The organism is Kluyvera sp. CHPC 1.2972, from assembly GCF_036759925.1.
Lineage (GTDB): Bacteria > Pseudomonadota > Gammaproteobacteria > Enterobacterales > Enterobacteriaceae > Kluyvera.
In genome coordinates this window covers 141,564-158,977 of sequence record NZ_JAPKIB010000002.1, presented here as the reverse complement: position 1 = coordinate 158,977, position 17,414 = coordinate 141,564, and the positions used below count along the sequence as shown (strand labels likewise).

Here is a 17,414-nt window from a genome sequence, read left to right as displayed (position 1 = left end):
AATAATACGATTCCCGCCTTGAGGAATGCGCATAAATCATGCATAACAGGTTTATGTGCCCTTCTCAGGACGGAAGATCATGAAATTTCTTGGAAAGCTCATTATCTGGCTGTTGATCGCCCTGCTGCTGGTGATCCTGGCCTTCTATTTCTTGCTGCAAACACGCTGGGGCGCACGTCACGTTAGCCAGTGGCTGAGCGATAACACCGCCTATCACATCACGTTTGACGCGATGGACCATCGCTTCTCTTCACCTTCACATATCCTGCTGAAAAACGTCACCTTTGGCCGCGACGGCAAGCCCGCCACGCTGGTCGCCAAAGCGGTGGATATCGGCCTGAGTTCGCGCCAGATAACCGACCCGCTGCACGTCGACACCATTTTGTTGCAGGATGGCACATTGAATCTGTCGCCTTCCACCGCGCCGCTGCCGTTTGCCGCAGACCGCCTGCAACTGAGCAATATGGCGCTAAACAGCCCGGAAACCGGCTGGGAACTGAGCGCCCAGCGGGTCTCTGGCGGCGTGATGCCGTGGGCACCGGTGGCAGGCAACGTGCTGGGCACCAAAGCCCAGATTCAGATGAGCGCCGGTTCGCTGTCGCTTAACGGCGTACCGGCCACCAATGCATTGATTGAAGGCTCGCTCAATAACGGTGAGGTGACCTTAACTACCGTGGGCGCGGATATGGCGCGTGGCTCGCTCACCGGCAATGCACGGCGCAACAGCGACGGCAGTTGGGTGGTCGATAATCTGCGCCTTAATGATATTCGCATGCAAAGCGACAAGTCGCTGCTTGATTTCCTGGCCCCGCTCACCACCGTGCCATCGTTGCAGATTGGTCGGCTGGACATTACCGACGCGCACCTGCAGGGGCCGGACTGGGCGGTCACCGACCTCGACCTCAACTTGCGCAACCTGACCCTCAGCCAGGGCGGCTGGCAGAGCGACGATGGCAAAATCTCGATGAACGCCAGTGAGTTTATCTACGGCTCGCTGCATCTGCTCGACCCGATCCTCAACGCCGAGTTCTCACCGCAAGGTATTGCGTTGCGTCAGTTCACCTCGCGCTGGGAAGGTGGCATGGTGCGTAGCTCCGGCAACTGGTTACGCGCCGGTAACGCGCTGGTGCTGGACGACGCGGTTTTCGCCGGACTGGAATATACGCTGCCGGAGAACTGGAAAACGCTGTGGATGGAACAGCTTCCGCCATGGCTGCAAAGCGTGACGCTGAAGAAATTCGGTGCCAGCCGCAACCTGGTGATTGATATCACCCCGGACTTCCCATGGCAGGTTACCGCGCTGGACGGTTACGGTGCCAACCTGCAGCTGGCGAAAAATCGCCAGTGGGGCATCTGGGGCGGCAGCACGACGCTGAACGGCGCAGCGGCGACCTTTAACCGCGTTGATGTTCGTCGCCCATCCATGACGCTGAACGCCGATGCTTCAAACGTGAATATCACTGAACTGAGCGCCTTTACCGAAAAAGGCATTCTGGAAGCCACCGCCACCGTGGCCCAGCAGCCACAACGCCAGACCCGCGTGACGCTGAACGGTCGCGGCGTGCCGCTGAACCTACTCGAGCAGTGGGGCTGGCCCGCGCTACCGATTACCGGTGACGGGAATATTCAGCTGACGGCAAGCGGGAATGTGCAGGCCGATGCGCCGCTGAAACCGACGGTGAACGGGGAGCTGCATGCGGTGAATATGGATAAGCAGGAAGTGATCCAGCAGATGCAGGGTGGGGTGATGAAGTAGCCCGGGCGAGGCGTTCACGTCGACCCCGGGGTTGGCTCGGAGCCGCCCCGGCGGCGCTGCGCTTGGCCGGGCTACAAAGAGATCGTGCGAGTGTTCCCCTCTCCCCCGCGGGGAGAGGGTTAGGGTGAGGGGGCACCCTCAATACTAAAGCGTAATTACCAGCTCATTACCCTGCGCCGTCACCACCACGCCGAGCTCACTGCCCGCCTGAACCCCGCCCTGCACGCCAGCCACCTGCTGGATGTTGCGCAGACACAGCGTCCAGCCGCTCGCCTTGCCGTTGCCCGTCACGGTAATCACGTTACCCTGACGCTTCGCGGTCAGCGTGTAGATAACCGAACCGTCCTGCGCTGGCACTTCGCAGACCGCCTGACGGCCGTCTTCCAGATGGAACAGCTGGAATGCGGTCCCTTCATGCCAGGCGTAGTTCGGCACCTGGTTATTGTTGCCCAGCGCCAGCAGGGTGTTGTCGCGTATGTACACCGGCAGACTCATAAAGTCATGCTGCTGTTTATGCCAGCGGCTGCCCTGCACCTCGTCGTTATGCCACAGGTGCGTCCAGCGGCCTTCCGGCAGGTAGAACTGCACGTCGCCCGCTTCAGTGAACACTGGCGCTACTGCCAGAGAGTCGCCGAGCATGTACTGACGGTCGAGGTAGTCGCACGCCGGGTCGTCCGGGAATTCCAGCATCATGGCGCGCAGCATTGGCGTGCCCTGCTCGTTCGCCAGCGCCGCCTGACGATACAGATACGGCATCATGCGGCACTTCATTTCGGTGAAGTAGCGCACCACGTCGCAGGACTCTTCGTCGTACGCCCATGGCACACGGTAGGATTTGCTGCCGTGCAGGCGGCTGTGGCTGGAGAAGAGGCCGAAGGCGCACCAGCGCTTGTAGACATCCGCCGGAGCGGTGTTTTCGAAGCCGCCGATATCGTGACTCCAGAAGCCAAAGCCGGACAGGCCGATCGACAGGCCGCCGCGCAGGCTTTCCGCCATCGATTCGTAGTTGGCATAGCAGTCGCCGCCCCAGTGCACCGGGAACTGTTGCGCGCCCACCGAGGCGGAACGGGCAAACAGCACTGCTTCTTTCTCGCCGAGGTTCTCTTTGAGCACGTTCCACACCAGCTCATTGTAGATGTAGGCGTAGTGGTTGTGCATTTTCTGCGGGTCAGCATCGTTGAACCAACGAACGTCGGTCGGGATGCGCTCGCCGAAATCAGTTTTGAAGCAGTCGACGCCCATCTCCACCAGGCCTTTCAGCTTGTCGGCGTACCACTGACAGGCTTCCGGGTTGGTGAAGTCATAAATCGCCAGGCCCGGCTGCCATTTATCCCACTGCCAGACAGAACCATCCGGGCGTTTGAGCAGGTAGCCCTTCTCTTTCAGCTCCTGGAAGATAGGGGATTTCTGGCCGATGTACGGGTTAATCCACACGCAGACCTTCAGCCCTTTGTCTTTCAGGCGCTGGATCATGCCTTTCGGGTCCGGGAAGGTCACCGGGTCCCATTCGAAATCGCACCACTGGAAGGCTTTCATCCAGAAGCAGTCGAAGTGGAAGACGTGCAGCGGCAGGTCGCGCTCCGCCATGCCGTCGATAAAGCTGTTAACCGTCGCTTCATCGTAGTTGGTGGTGAACGAGGTGGTCAGCCACAGGCCGAAGGACCAGGCCGGTGGCAGCGCCGGGCGGCCGGTGAACTGGGTATAGCGGTTCAACACCTCTTTCGGGGTTGGGCCGTCGATAACGAAGTATTCCAGATGCTCGCCTTCGACGCTGAACTGCACCTTGGAGACTTTCTCAGAGCCAATCTCGAAGGAGACGTTTTCCGGGTGATTCACCAGCACGCCGTAGCCGCGGTTGGTCAGGTAGAACGGAATATTTTTGTAGGACTGTTCGGTGCTGGTGCCGCCGTCGCGGTTCCAGGTTTCGACGTTCTGGCCGTTGCGCACCAGCGCGGTGAAGCGCTCGCCCAGGCCGTAAACGGTTTCACCTACGCCGAGGTCCAGACGCTCGAACATATAGTTGCGATCGTCGTTGCTGTCCTGCACGTAGCCGTTGTTTTTCAGCTGGCTGCCGGTAATACGCACGCCGTTGCGCAGGAAGTCCAGCGACCAGAATTCACCTTTGGTGACGCGCACGCTCAGGTTGCCGCTTTTCAGCTCGGCAAACTCAGCGGTGTTCTGGATGTGTACCTTCACATCTTTCAGCACGTTCAGCGGGTAGTGCGGGCCTTTATCCAGCGCGCCCTGGAAGTGCTCAATGCGCACGCCAACCACCCCTTCCTGAGGAGAGAAAAAGCGAATGGTGAACATCGGCGTATCCAGCTGCCACGTACGTTCCCGCACATCGCGCGGCGCCACGTACACCACCAATTCATTGCCATGCTGTTCAACATCAAACACCTGGACAGGATGAATTAAGTTGAGACCCGGTTGGGTCATCCAGTTTCCATCACTGATCTTCATAGTTCGTCCTCTTAATTCCCGAGAGATTGTTTCATAGATACGTTTTCAAAATCCTGCTGAGTGCGGTGCGCCCCGCTCGCCAGTTCAGCCATCATCTTGACCAGGAACGGCGTTTTCAGGGTATAGAAGCGCTTCGCCACAACGGCGCTCAGCAGGTAGCAAATCGCCGGTACGATAGTGAACAGGGCAATAATGATGCTGATGGTGGTTGGGTTCTGCACTTTGGCCGCGGCGTCATAACCGCCGCCGGCCAGCATCCAGCCAATCATCGCACCGCCCAGCGCCAGGCCGAGCTTCAGCACGAACAGCGTGCCCGCGAAGCTAATGCCGGTGAGACGTTTACCGTTACGCCATTCGCCGTAGTCAACGGTGTCGGACATCATGACCCACTGAATCGGGGTCACGAGCTGGTGCAGAACGCCAATCACGAAGATAAAGGCAAACATGATGACGCTAGCGTTCATCGGTACAAAGAACATCGCCAGGCTCAGGACCGCCAGAATGGCGTTGGTCCACCAGAAGACGCTCACTTTGCATTTCCAGTCGGTCAACGGTTTGGCTAACGCCGAGCCAATCAGGTTGCCGACGCAGTAGGTGGTGAGGAAGGCGGTAAACAGCGCCGGGGAACCCATAATCCAGGTGACGTAATACATCATCGCGCCGCCGCGTACGCAGACCGCCATGATGTTGAGGATGGTAAGCAGGCCGACAATACGCCACTGGTCGTTGTGCCAGATGTCGCGCAGGTCTTCACGCATGGAGTTATTGGTTGGCGGCGCTTCCACGCGCTCTTTGGTGGTGAAGAAGCAGAATGCCAGCATCAGGAACGCCACTACGGAGAGCACCGCGATACCGCCCTGGAAGCCCAGCGCTTTATTATCGCCGCCGATCAGATTCACCAGCGGCATCATTAATACGGTAGAGAGCATGCCGCCCGCCGTCGCCAGCACGAAGCGCCAGGACTGCAGCGAGATACGCTGCGTCGGGTCATTGGTGATCACCCCGCCCAGCGCGCAGTAAGGGATGTTGACCACGGTGTAGAACAGGGTCAGCAGCGTGTAGGTGATCGCCGCATAAATCAGTTTGCCGTTATGGCTGAAATCCGGGGTGCTGTAGGCCAGCACGCAGACCACGCCGAACGGCAGCGCGCCAAACAGCACCCACGGGCGGAACTTGCCCCAGCGGCTGCGGGTACGGTCAGCCAGCAGCCCCATGCACGGGTCGGAGATTGCATCCAGCGCGCGCGCCAGAAGGAACATGGTGCCAACAAAACCTGCGGGTATACCGAAGATATCGGTATAGAAGAACATCATGTAAAGCATGACGTTATCGAAAATGATATGGCTGGCGGCATCGCCCATGCCGTAGCCGATCTTCTCTTTGACAGATAATACTTCGCTCTTCATCTTTCAAACCCTTTTCGCACCGAAGCCACCTTGGTACCGGTTACATGTTTTTTAAACCATCCGCCGTATAAGGTGAATTGCGATATCTCGTTATCAAATTACGTTTCTTAATTTATGTGATCTGGGTTGGTGGGTAGAGTGTGTCGAAGTGTAACTTGCGGATTTTGTAGGAATTTCTATCCATGCCGTGCGGCAGATATAAAAAAGATGGCGAAAAATGTAAGTAAAGATGTGGTAACCGTTTGAAAGTGGCTATAATGCGCCCCGCCTCCATGTAGCAATGCAGGCGCGGAAGATCGTCGTCTCCGGTGAGACGATTGGACTTAATTTCCAGTGGTAGCCGCCTGCGGCTCCCGGCAGGTTCGACTCCTGCGATCTCCGCCAAAATTCGCTCACTTTTCCGCCAAAGTATTTACCCGTTTTATCTATACTCTCCCTTAGCGTTATCGCTTTCCGTACTGATACTGTCCCGGCTCGTTTACGCCGTAAGCCTGCGCGGCCAGCGGTTGATAAACACAACGCGAAATGGCCGTGAAATGGTCAAATATTCGGTTATGGCGCTGGTTTTTACGCCATTCATCGGGCAAGAAGTGCGGTAAATTGTGTGCGGTGTTACAGGTTAAAAATGTAACCCTAAGAAAAAGCAGGGTTTTATCTGGAGAGTCCAAAAGTGACCGGGCTGCGGGACGAAAAATGTGCCCTGGGGGGATGTGGTAAATGATTGAAAGTAGCTATAATGCGCCCCGCCTCCATGTAGCAATGTAGGCGCGGAAGATCGTCGTCTCCGGTGAGGCGGCTGGACTTCAAATCCAGTTGGGGCCGCCAGCGGTCCCGGGCAGGTTCGACTCCTGTGATCTTCCGCCAATTATAATGACATATCAGTTCTATATTAAAAAACTTCTGTTTATTCAATACTATTTACCTCTATTACTTTTACAGGTGAAATAATGAGTGGATTCTTCGGTATGGAATACAAAGATATTGTAATGACAGCAGCAGTGATAATAGGACCAATACTGGCTGTCGAAATACAAAAAATCTTAGAGCAATTTCGTGAAAAAAAACAAAACCGTTTTAATATATTTAGAACATTGATGTCAACCAGGTCACAAAGGCTTCATAGAGATCACGTTCAAGCATTAAACATGATTGACATAGAGTTTTACGGGCGAAAAATTCCTTTAATTAAAACACGATTCCAAACTAAAAAAGAACAAGCAGTAACTCATGCCTGGAAAAGCTACAACAACCACTTAAATAAAGCAAAAGAATACCCTGACATAAACATATGGATATCAAAATCTGACGATTTATTTACTGATCTTCTATACGCAATTGCTCAAGCCATGAATTATGACTTTGATAAAGTTCAGTTACAAAGAGACTGTTACAGGCCAATTGCACATGGGGATTTAGAAACCACACAGGCTAACATATTAAAAGGCCTAGAGGATATTTTTTCTGGTAAAACCTCTTTGCCAATGACTATCACAAATATTCCATTCAACGAAACAAATAAAAGAGATGAGGAGACCCAGGCGAGTAACCAAGATCTAAGAAACAGTTAATTTTAGCCCTTTGGTTCAATCCCTTTATTAATGAGTGCTTCTCTCGCTAGTTCCTTCAACCAACTGGCGAGGCTAACCCCTTCCTCCGCCGCCACAGCATCCAACTGCTCCTTCAATGCCGGATCAATACGCATCTTGAACTGCGGTGATTGCCCGCCGCCTTTTGGTTTTTTTTCGCGCGATATGATTGACATGAGGCCACCTATCCATCTATTCTGACATATATAGGAGGCCACCTAAACCTCCTTTGCTAGACAACGCTCTGATGTGCAGGAACACAACCAGAGCGTCTAACCTCACCAACTATCAAGGAGTTGATTATGGCTGACTCGCATTCTACCCCAGACTTACCCGCAGCAAACACCGAGCGCACAATAATTGTGGGATATCGCCCGCAGGGTGCAAACAAAAACACGCCAAGCCTCACCCTTTCCGGGAAGTGGCTGCGCGAGGCCGGGTTCGAAACCGGACAACAGGTTAACGTAAAAGTGATGGAAGGCTGCATCGTCCTTACGGCCTATGGCGAACAGGAGCAGAAGTTGCTGGCGGAGTTGAAGGAGACGCAGTTGAAGCTGAAAGGGATTGAAGCGGCGGTTTCGGCGAGGCATTAAAGGTAATGATGAACCTGTAAGTCTGCCTTACAGGTTCTGATTTCTGGCATACTGAGCGCATTACCGCATTGTGAGTCACATGGAATCGGAGGCGACATGGCAGAGAAGCATTTACCCCAATCCCCGGCAGGCGAGTTTATTATGTTTGCCAGCGGTGATGGGAAAGTACGTGTGGAATGTCGCTTTGAGTCTGAAACCATCTGGTTATCTCAGGCTTCAATAGCTGAACTCTACGATAAAGATGTTCGAACCATTAACGAGCATTTAATCAACATTTTTTCCGACGGTGAACTTGGTCAAAATTCAACTATCCGGAAATTCCGGATAGTTCGCCAGGAAGGAAAACGTCAGGTATCCAGAGAGATAGAGCACTACAATCTCGAAGCAATACTCGCCGTCGGCTATCGCGTCCGCTCGACTCGCGGCACGCAGTTCCGCCAGTGGGCCACTCAAACGCTGCAAGAGTTCCTGATCAAAGGTTTTGTGATGGACGACGAGCGGCTAAAAAATCCGCCGGTAGGCTCATCTGCCGTGCCTGACTACTTCGATGAAATGCTCGAACGCATCCGCGATATTCGGGCCAGCGAACGTCGGGTTTATTTACGCGTCCGCGAGATTTTTGCCCTGGCTGCTGACTACCAGCCCTCGCTCAAAGAAACCACACAGTTTTTCCAGACTATCCAGAACAAGCTGCATTTTGCCTGCACCGGGCAGACAGCAGCCGAGTTGATTCACCAGCGAGCCAATGCCAGCCTACCGCATATGGGCCTGACCAGCTACAAAGGCGAAGAAGTCCGTAAAAGTGATATCACAACCGCGAAAAACTATCTCAGCCAGGAGGAAGTGAGCGAGCTTAACCGCGTCGTGAATATGTGGCTGGATTTTGCTGAAGATCAGGCGCGTCGCCGTCAGCAGGTCTTTCTGCACGACTGGCAGGTGAAGCTCGACCAATTCCTGCAGTTTAACGATCGTGACGTTTTGCATGGTGCGGGTAAGGTCAGTAAAAAAGCGGCAGATGATAAGGCTCGGGCAGAGTACGAGCAGTTTGCAGAACAGCAGCGACGCTTAAAAGAGGCGGAAGGTGAGAAGGATATTGCCAATTTGCTGCAATGGAAGAAAGAAACGAAAAAGTAGTGTAGGAAGCCAGTAATTCGATAATGTGCTCACGTGCACCGCCCGATGGCGCTGCGCTTATCGGGCCAACGGGTACGGTGCAATGGTAGGCCGGGTAAGCATCGCGTCACCCGGCAAAAAAGCGACACCCGAGCCTACTATTTTTAGGGAATGATCCGAAAAAGCGATACGCGACGTTATTATCATATTTAATTAATACTACATATTGTTTTATATTAAATAAAATATGCTTCTATTTATTCCCCGTATGTAATATCGATTATTTCATTTCAAATAATCACTTAGCCTTTAAATATATCATATATTTTATATCTCACATTTATCACCCAATAAGGTGATGAGCGATCTATTTTTAATAAATATTCTTTAAGGCAAATTGGCAGAATCCCGCTACCTACTCTACCTTTATATAAGAAACAAACACTCCATACCTTATTGTTTTATCACTAAAAAACAATTCCCGTGTAGAGGTTGATATCATGAACGCGCCTATCAAGTTCATTATTTTCGGTCTTTCATGCGCTTTTATTTCTACCGCGCAGGCCGATCTTACTACCAGTACTTTTCAGGTACTACTCACCATTACTAAAGCCTGTAGCGTAACCTCGGGTACGCCCATTACGTTTACCCCCGTAGCCTCAACGTCAGGCAGGGTAACGGCACATGCCGATATTTCCGTTAACTGCTCCAAAGACACGCCTTATACGATTGGCCTGTCCCCTTCCAATGATGATCTAAATGGGTCGGGGCTGCTGGCAGGCACGCTCAGTACCAACAATGACAAAGTGCCCTACCAGCTGGCTAAGGATACAACAGGAACCGTCTGGGGAAGCGATGTCGGCACTAGCAGCATTATTGTATCGAGCAAGGGCACCGGGGGGCCGCAACCATTCACTGTTTATGCGGTTGTCGCCAACGCGAACTTCACAGCGGATAGCTACAGCGACACGGTAACCGTTAAGCTTAACTATTAGTTCAGGGATAGCATATGGACTGGAAAAAGCGTGCACTTATCTGCCTGTCTGGGCTAGCATTTTTCAGCGCTCACGCCTCTGCTAGCGGCCTGCAGGTGAGTCCGGTCACTCTCAGTTTGCAGCAAACCCAGCGCGCGGAAGGTATCTGGCTGAGCAACTCAGGAGATAGCCCTATCAACGCGCAGGTGCGCGTCTTTCACTGGAGCCAAAATGGCTACGGTGACCAACTCGCGTCCTCACAGGGGCTGGTTATCAGCCCGCCGATGCTGACCATTCCGCCTGGCGGTAAACAGCTTATTCGCGTGATCCGCACCGGTACGCCCACAAAGGTTGAAGATGCCTATCGGTTATCGATTAACGAACTGCCGTTATCCAGCACAAAGAAAAATAACCTGCAGTTTGTCCTTCATTATTCCGTACCCGTTTTTATCCAGCCTCCAGGCGTCGAAAATACCCTCGCAAAATTACAGTGGCAGATACGCCACAGCAACGGGGATGCATTTCTTGAGGTGAATAATCAGGGCAATGGGCACGCCCAACTCTCTGAAGTCACTCTTATTACGGCATCGGGCAGCCGCAAAAATATCACGCCCGGATTATTAGGCTATGTCCTACCCGGCTCGACAATGCGCTGGGCATTACCAAATGGCGCAAGCCAGGGAGAAAAGCTAGAAGTTACGGTCAATGGCGAAAAAACGGTACAAACGCTATAGCGGACTGCGCCTTACATTAATTCTAATATTTATCAATGTGTTATTGTTAGCAAGGAGCACATCTGCGGAAATGAAAACCTCTGATTCACCGCAGGATGATTTGATTTCAGATGGGAAAACCCTGGTCGGGGTCGACCTCTATCTTGACGTCACTCTGAACCGTAACCCTATCGGGATTGCACGCTTTGGCTTTGACAATAACAACCTGTACGCCAGCGCTGATAGCCTACGTAAAATCGGCCTAAGAATTCCGCCCGAGACGCCAGACCCGGTTAATCTGAAGGATATTCCGCAGCTACAGGTCGACTACGATGCTAACCAGCAAACGCTGGCGCTAACGGCTCCGCTTTCTCAGCTGGATATGGGCACCACGCAGCTAAATCAACAGGATACCTCCAGCCCTAAAGCTAACACTTCGCGGGGGATGGTGCTGAATTACGACCTGTATGCCTCACAGGAACAGGACGAAAAAAACAACGCCAGCGCCTATACCGAACTGCGCGCCTTCAATACCCTGGGCGTGCTGAGCAGCACGCAGATTGCCCGCTATAGTAGCGACAGCAATGACTTCAGTCAGGCCAACGGGATGACCCGGCTGGACACCAGCTGGCGCTCGTCTTTTCCTGACCAAATCCTCTCTGTTACCGTCGGCGATACGCTCACCAGCGCGCTGAACTGGTCACGCCCAACCCGCATTGCCGGACTACAGGTAGGCACTGACTATAGCCTTCAACCGTACACGCCCACGACGCCGCTCCCCTCATTTTTCGGCTCCGCCACCCTGCCCTCCAGCGTGGAGCTGTATATGAACGGCGTGAAGTACTACAACGGCGAAGTTCCGGCTGGGAATTTTGAGATTAACAGCTTGCCCAGTATCAATGGTGCAGGTAATGCTCAGGTCACCATGACCGATGCGCTTGGCAAAACCACGGTGCAAAACTTCTCGTTTTATAACGATCAGTCGCTTTTACGTCAGGGCATTACCGAATGGTCGGCGGAGGTCGGGGTGGTGCGCAATGATTACGGCTATCGTTCATTTGACTACGCGAGCACACCGGCCTTCAGCGGCACCTGGCGACACGGTTTCAGCAATGGTTTTACCGCAGGTGCGCACGGCGAAGCGACCGAAAGTCTGGTCAATATGGGAGTGAGCAGCGACTGGATCCCTGGCAACAGCAGCGGCACCATTTCCACCGCACTCGCCATGAGCACCGATGCCGGAGAAAACGGCCTGCTCTACAGCGTGGGCTATCGCTGGAACAACGGGCACTTTAGCTTCAGCACTGCGACCATCGCCACAATGAATGATTATCACGATGTCGCCACCCGTTACGGACAGGCGCCGCCTTCGTTGAACCAGAGTACCGTGGTCGGTTACAGCACCGAAACACTGGGCAGCATGAGCCTCGGCTATTTGCAGTTCCGTTCGCCCGGTGAAAGTACCCAACGCTATGCCAACGCGAACTGGTATAAGTCTTTGACCGATCGCGTTTATCTCAATATTGGGCTGAACCAGAACGTCGATAACGGCCGTGACCGCAACCTCTACCTGATGCTGAGCGTATCCCTCGATAACAATATCAGCGCCAGCAGTACCGTACAGCGTAATAATGACCAGATGAGCTATGCACTGAACGCCAGTAAAGCGCAGCCATCGGATGGTGGTTGGGGCTGGAATCTGGCGCTTAATCGCCAGGATACCCAGCAAAATGGTCAGGGTGAACTGGGGTATCTGGGGCGTTATGGCAAAGTATACGGCGGCTATAGCACGCTATCAGGTAGCCAGTCCGGCTACCTCGGCGCTGATGGTTCCCTGGTCATGATGGGAGGAAGTCTGTTTGCGGCGCAGACCATCAGCAACGGTTTTGCCGTGGTTTCAACCGACGGCATTCCTGACGTTCCGGTGCTACTCCAGAACAATCCTGTCGGGATCAGTAATAGCAGCGGGATGCTATTAGTCACCTCGCTTAACAGCTATCAGGAAAATGAGATCAGCATTAACCCGTTAGATCTCCCCGCCAATATGCGGATCGATCCGGTTAACGCGATGGCGATCCCTGCCGATCGCTCCGGCGCCATGGTGAATTTTACCGTCAAACCCGTGAAGTCTGCGCTGATTATCCTGCAGGATGCACAAGGCCACGTTATTCCAGAAGGCTCCACGGCCGTTCTGACCAGCGCTCATGGGCAACGTGCAGTGCTGGGATTTGACGGTATGGTCTATTTCGACACGCTGGACATGCACAACACACTGCGCGTCACCACCAGCACGGGCGCTTGCTCTGCACAGTTCGACTACCCGGAGAAAGCGCGGGATATCCCACAGATTGGCCCGCTAACCTGCCAATAAGGAGCTGAACCCATGTGGTTAAAAGTGATAATTCTCGTGGTAGTGTGCGGCTTTTTTCCCCTCAAGAGCTACGCCTTGGCCTGTACCGTTGTCCCCGCGAAGCCTGACATTACGTTTCCGGCAATCAGCCCGCTCACCACCGGGGATATCGAGACGAACAACAAATTCGACTATACCTGTACCCGAGGCATTCTTGAGCAGCTACTGACGGCAGCCACTCTCTGTTTCAATATTTATGCAACGGGCACGTCGACAATCTCTACGCGGAAGATGACGCTAACGTCGGGAAGTGCAACGCTTAACTATCAGTTGTACCAGAATACTGGGGGCGTAAACCCGTGGGGAAATCAGGATGCTGCGGGCTCTACCTATCCCTACGTGCGCATCACGGGGTTAAATCTCGCTCCCGCGACGGGCAGTTTTACGATTTACGGCAGAATTCCAGGAGGGCAAAAAACCACGCCGCCGGGGACTTATAAGGACTCCTACTCGTCAGTAACCGCAAAGATTACCGCCAATACCGATTTGCTATTACCCGTCTCCAGCTGCGGCACGACCACCGTGGGATCTTTTGCTTTTGATGTTACCGCCACCGTGAATAAACAGTGCAACGTCGGCAAGGCCAAAGATATCAACCTTACGGATATCGACCATACACAGACCAATATTCCTGGGAGCACTTCTTTTACGATAGCGTGCACCTACACAACCCCCTACTCCATCGGCCTCTCCACGACCAATGGCAGCACAACCGGCAGTGGTAACATGAAAAGCAACACTACCGGCAATACCGATCAGGTGCCTTACCAGCTCTACTCAACCTCGGGTACCAATGGCGTCGTGTGGGGTAATATTATCAGCACCAATACGATATCGGGCGTCGGCACCGGGCTGGATGTCAGCAAGAGTATTTTTGTCATCGTTCCCGGTGCTAACTACAAACCCGATACCTACGCCGACACCGTCACCATCAACGTAACCTACTAAAGAAAATCTTTATCGATAACGTATACTGAAGCCATCATCCCCCAGAAGGAATCCGTATGCGTTCGTTAAACCGCCTCAAATGGCTGCACGCCTTTGAAGCCACCGCCCGTCACGGCAGTTTTACCGGCGCGGCGCAGGAGCTGGGCGTGACGCCCGCCGCCGTGGGGCAACTGGTCAGGGCGCTGGAAGATTGGGTTGGGCACCCGCTGCTGCATCGCACGCGCTCCGGCAAAGAGCGGCTGACGCTGGTGAGCGAAGCGCAGGAAGCTCTGCAGGACATCACCCAAGGGTTGGATAAGCTCGAGTCCGGGCTTAACAAACTGCGGGGCCGCCGGGCGCGTTCGGTGGTGGTGGTGACCGCCTCGCAGGTGCTGATGATGAACTGGCTGATGGAGCGCCTGAACCGCTTCTCTGAAGCGCATGATGCGATCGACCTACGCCTGAACGTCACTGAAAAACTGATGGATGTCTCCCACGGCGAGGCCGACGTCGGCATCCGTTGCGGGCAGGGCGATTGGCCGGGTGTGGATAAAACCTGGCTGATGGATGAAGAAGCGGTGCTGGTCTGTAACCCACGACTGGTGCCGCCGGAGAAAACCGCCTGCGGCGTCTGGCTCTCGCAGCAAAAGTTGATTCACGACGATACCCCACACCCCGGCGCTAATTTCCCCAGCTGGGACGAGGTGCTCAGCACGCTAAACGCCCCAGCAGCAAAAGAGAGCGGGCTGCATATCAACTCCACCTCGGCGGTGATCCTTGCCGCATTGAGCGGGCGCGGCGTGGCGATTGTGCGCCATGCGCTGGTGAAAGCGTTGATGAGCACTGGGCAGCTCACACAGCTGCACCCCGACCATCGCTGGCCGCTCACCTGGTCCTATTATCTGGTCACGCCGCAGCATGCGGTCATGCGCCCGGAAGTGCGTATTTTCCACGACTGGCTGACGGCGGATATCGCGGCGGAAAACGGAGCCGCGTAGAAAAACTATCCTGCACCGCAAGAAGAACTGATTTGTGGCTGTGGCCATGGCTGCTGATAATTCAGGCAACCCAACTGCCACTATGAATACAGGAGAACATCATGGCCTGGTTGCAAATCACCCTCGATATCAGCCCCGAAAACCGTCCCGCCGCGGCGGGCGTTTATCAGCAGTACAAAGCGCCATTCCTCAATACCATCGCCGGAGCAACGGCCAAAGAGCTGCTGATCCGCGAAGAAGACGTGCAGGTATTGCACGGCTTTAACACCCGCGAGCAGGCACAGGCCTACCTCAGCAGCGACCTGTTCACTCAGGACGTGGTCGAAGCGCTGAAGCCGTATCTGAACGGTGCGCCGGACGTGCGTATTTACGATGTAGCTTAAGGGAATTACCCCTCACCCCGGCCCTCTCCCCCGTGGGGAGAGGGTTAGGGTGAGAGTGAGGGGGACAGCACCCATCACTCTACCGTCGGATAATCCAGATACCCCGCCTTCCCACCACCGAAGAACTGCTCCTTCACCGGTGCATTCAGCGGTAAATCATGCTCCAGACGATGCGGCAAATCCGGGTTAGCAATAAACGGACGGCCAAAGCCAATCAGATCCGCCCAGCCTTTTGCCAGCGCCTCTTCGGCACGGGCTTTGGTGTATTTACCGGAGTAAATCAGCGTGCCGTGGAAGATAATCCGCAGCGCTTCTTTAAACGCGGCGGGCATCACCGGCGCATCATCCCAGTCAGCTTCGGCAATATGAATATAGGCAATGCCCATCTCGCTCAGCACGCTGGCTGCCGCCAGATAGGTCGCTTCCGGCGTATCATCGCGAGAGCCCATCAGCGTGGTCAGCGGCGCGAGACGAATCCCCACGCGCTCTTTGCCAATCGCTTCAGAGACTGCGGCTACCACCTCTTTCATAAAGCGCAGACGGTTTTGCAGCGAGCCGCCGTATTCGTCGTCGCGCAGGTTGGCCTGCGAATCAATAAACTGATTAATCAGATAGCCGTTCGCCCCGTGCAGTTCAATGCCGTCAAAACCAGCGGCAATGGCGTTACGCGCCGCCTGAGCATAGTCGTTGACGATAGCCGGGATCTCATCGGTACGCAGTGCGCGCGGCATATCATGCTGTACCATCGCACCGACGCCGCTTTCCGGGCCACGGCCTTCCACGTCAACAAACACCTTCACGCCTTCGGCCTGAATTGCGGAAGAGGAGACCGGCTGCGCGCCGTTCGGCTGCAGAACGTTGTGGGAAACACGGCCGACGTGCCACAGCTGGGCGAAGATTTTCCCGCCCGCCTGATGCACGGCGGTGGTCACTTTTTTCCAACCTGCAATCTGTGCTTCAGAGTACATACCCGGCGTCCAGGCATAGCCCTGGCCCTGCTGGCTGATTTGCGTGCCTTCGCTGATGATAAGCCCGGCGCTAGCGCGCTGCGCGTAGTAGTCGGCCATCATGTCGGTCGCCACATCGCCGGCACCGGCGCGAGAGCGGGTCATCGGTGGCATCACGATACGGTTAGCCAGCGGCAGGTCGTTCAGAGAATATTGATTGAATAACATGCTGTTTTCCTCCGCTTATTTGTACAGTTCGGCGCTCATGGTCACGGTGTTGCCCATGCGTGCGCTGGTGATTTTGTAGTCGGAGGCGTTCATCTCTTTCGCTTTCTGCGCGATAGCCGCTTCAGCGGAGTCCAGCGTAGAGGCGGTCGCCGTGACGCTTTGCGCAGAGGCGCTAAAGGCAGCAACGGAGAGAAGGGAAGCAGCAAAAATCGTGGTAAGGGTTTTCATGGTCGTATCCTGTTCGGTAAGGGACGTTACGCTCGGTAACGTGATGCGAAGAAGGATACGACCGTTGACTGATTACATAAATGGTATAAATCGCAATAGACTATTATCAATATCGCAATAGTTGAAAGGCTACAGACCCGCCCACCACAGGCGTATTTTCATGCCCCAGTAGCTCGTCCAGCCGGTCGTCGCGCTAACCGGTTTGCCTTTGTCGATAACCACTAGCGTCGGCGTCACCTCGACCTGCCAGCGCTGGGCCAGCTCACCGCGCGCGTCGTTCACCACCGGCATGGTCAGCTGTTTTTTCTGCATCCACGTCGCCAGCCGCGCATCGTCGCCGGAACGCAGGGCAATACTCACCACGTTGCCGCCCTGCTCCTTCAGCTTCTCAACCGACGGCGAGGTAAAGCGGCAGATGCTGCACCAGGTCGCCCAGACATAAACCAGCAGCGGGCGGGTCTCGCTCATCGCGGCGAAATCCAGCTGCTGGCCGTCTATTGTCTGCATGGTCGTGCCGGAGAAGGTGTCGGGCAACGTCGGGCTGCGGAAGCGGTCAACGCCCCACATCAGCACCGCCGCCAACAGTAATAGCACTATCATTTCGCGTAGCCAGCGGTATACGCGGCGGCGCTGGAAAAATTCGCTCATCAGGACCTCGTTATAGTACGAGGCGTATCTTAGCGAGCCCG

Annotated in this window: 16 protein-coding genes and 2 tRNA genes; 12 read left to right on the top strand and 6 right to left on the bottom strand. The window is 54.6% G+C overall.

What is annotated here, in order from left to right:
- Nucleotides 1–79: 79 nt before the first annotated feature.
- The gene (locus V6944_RS04260; protein WP_333498021.1) at nucleotides 80–1,756 is read left to right on the top strand and encodes an AsmA family protein; all 1,677 of its coding nucleotides are present in this window, start codon (nucleotides 80–82) and stop codon (nucleotides 1,754–1,756) included.
- A 144-nt stretch (nucleotides 1,757–1,900) separates the two neighbouring features.
- Here the strand turns inward: V6944_RS04260 and yicI are convergent, their stop codons facing one another.
- Nucleotides 1,901–4,219 (bottom strand): alpha-xylosidase, encoded by a 2,319-nt coding sequence (yicI, locus tag V6944_RS04255; RefSeq protein WP_333498020.1) that lies wholly within the window; start codon nucleotides 4,217–4,219, stop codon nucleotides 1,901–1,903.
- Nucleotides 4,220–4,230: 11 nt separating this feature from the next.
- A complete protein-coding gene (locus V6944_RS04250) occupies nucleotides 4,231–5,625 on the bottom strand; it encodes a glycoside-pentoside-hexuronide family transporter (protein ID WP_333498019.1) in 1,395 nt (464 codons plus the stop codon).
- A 290-nt stretch (nucleotides 5,626–5,915) separates the two neighbouring features.
- Here V6944_RS04250 and V6944_RS04245 point away from each other — a divergent pair.
- From V6944_RS04245 to V6944_RS04235, 3 genes are all read left to right on the top strand, one after another.
- Nucleotides 5,916–6,009 (top strand) — tRNA-OTHER (locus V6944_RS04245).
- 385 nt (nucleotides 6,010–6,394) lie between these two features.
- Nucleotides 6,395–6,489 (top strand) — tRNA-Sec (locus tag V6944_RS04240).
- Between the two features lie 101 nt (nucleotides 6,490–6,590).
- On the top strand, nucleotides 6,591–7,193 hold the full coding sequence (locus V6944_RS04235; RefSeq protein ID WP_333498018.1) for a DUF6680 family protein: 603 nt from the start codon (nucleotides 6,591–6,593) through the stop codon (nucleotides 7,191–7,193).
- A 2-nt stretch (nucleotides 7,194–7,195) separates the two neighbouring features.
- On the opposite strand, the gene V6944_RS04230 is transcribed toward V6944_RS04235, so the two are convergent.
- Nucleotides 7,196–7,387 (bottom strand): toxin-antitoxin system HicB family antitoxin, encoded by a 192-nt coding sequence (locus tag V6944_RS04230; RefSeq protein ID WP_333498017.1) that lies wholly within the window; start codon nucleotides 7,385–7,387, stop codon nucleotides 7,196–7,198.
- Nucleotides 7,388–7,513: 126 nt separating this feature from the next.
- Here V6944_RS04230 and V6944_RS04225 point away from each other — a divergent pair, with 126 nt between their 5' ends.
- The 8 genes from V6944_RS04225 to V6944_RS04190 all read left to right on the top strand — a co-directional run bounded on the left by V6944_RS04225 (nucleotide 7,514) and on the right by V6944_RS04190 (nucleotide 15,322).
- Nucleotides 7,514–7,804: a SymE family type I addiction module toxin gene (locus V6944_RS04225; RefSeq protein ID WP_333498016.1), complete on the top strand. Its 291-nt coding sequence runs from the start codon at nucleotides 7,514–7,516 to the stop codon at nucleotides 7,802–7,804.
- A gap of 96 nt (nucleotides 7,805–7,900) precedes the next feature.
- Nucleotides 7,901–8,938: a virulence RhuM family protein gene (locus V6944_RS04220; protein WP_333498015.1), complete on the top strand. Its 1,038-nt coding sequence runs from the start codon at nucleotides 7,901–7,903 to the stop codon at nucleotides 8,936–8,938.
- A 479-nt stretch (nucleotides 8,939–9,417) separates the two neighbouring features.
- Nucleotides 9,418–9,912, top strand: coding sequence for a Csu type fimbrial protein (locus tag V6944_RS04215; RefSeq protein WP_333498014.1), 495 nt, complete (start codon nucleotides 9,418–9,420; stop codon nucleotides 9,910–9,912).
- A gap of 14 nt (nucleotides 9,913–9,926) precedes the next feature.
- Nucleotides 9,927–10,625 (top strand): fimbrial biogenesis chaperone, encoded by a 699-nt coding sequence (locus V6944_RS04210; protein WP_333498013.1) that lies wholly within the window; start codon nucleotides 9,927–9,929, stop codon nucleotides 10,623–10,625.
- A gap of 70 nt (nucleotides 10,626–10,695) precedes the next feature.
- The gene (locus V6944_RS04205) at nucleotides 10,696–12,975 is read left to right on the top strand and encodes a fimbria/pilus outer membrane usher protein (RefSeq protein ID WP_333498012.1); all 2,280 of its coding nucleotides are present in this window, start codon (nucleotides 10,696–10,698) and stop codon (nucleotides 12,973–12,975) included.
- Between the two features lie 12 nt (nucleotides 12,976–12,987).
- Nucleotides 12,988–13,962, top strand: a complete 975-nt coding sequence (locus V6944_RS04200) for a Csu type fimbrial protein (protein WP_333498011.1) — start codon at nucleotides 12,988–12,990, stop codon at nucleotides 13,960–13,962.
- A 56-nt stretch (nucleotides 13,963–14,018) separates the two neighbouring features.
- Entirely contained in the window at nucleotides 14,019–14,939 is a 921-nt protein-coding gene (locus tag V6944_RS04195) for a LysR substrate-binding domain-containing protein (RefSeq protein ID WP_333498010.1), read from the top strand.
- 101 nt (nucleotides 14,940–15,040) lie between these two features.
- Entirely contained in the window at nucleotides 15,041–15,322 is a 282-nt protein-coding gene (locus V6944_RS04190; RefSeq protein WP_185667520.1) for a hypothetical protein, read from the top strand.
- 74 nt (nucleotides 15,323–15,396) lie between these two features.
- On the opposite strand, the gene V6944_RS04185 is transcribed toward V6944_RS04190, so the two are convergent.
- From V6944_RS04185 to V6944_RS04175, 3 genes are all read right to left on the bottom strand, one after another.
- Nucleotides 15,397–16,497, bottom strand: a complete 1,101-nt coding sequence (locus V6944_RS04185; RefSeq protein ID WP_333498009.1) for an alkene reductase — start codon at nucleotides 16,495–16,497, stop codon at nucleotides 15,397–15,399.
- A gap of 15 nt (nucleotides 16,498–16,512) precedes the next feature.
- On the bottom strand, nucleotides 16,513–16,725 hold the full coding sequence (locus tag V6944_RS04180; protein ID WP_333498008.1) for a DUF1471 domain-containing protein: 213 nt from the start codon (nucleotides 16,723–16,725) through the stop codon (nucleotides 16,513–16,515).
- A gap of 129 nt (nucleotides 16,726–16,854) precedes the next feature.
- Entirely contained in the window at nucleotides 16,855–17,373 is a 519-nt protein-coding gene (locus V6944_RS04175; RefSeq protein WP_333498007.1) for a protein disulfide oxidoreductase, read from the bottom strand.
- Nucleotides 17,374–17,414: the final 41 nt, after the last annotated feature.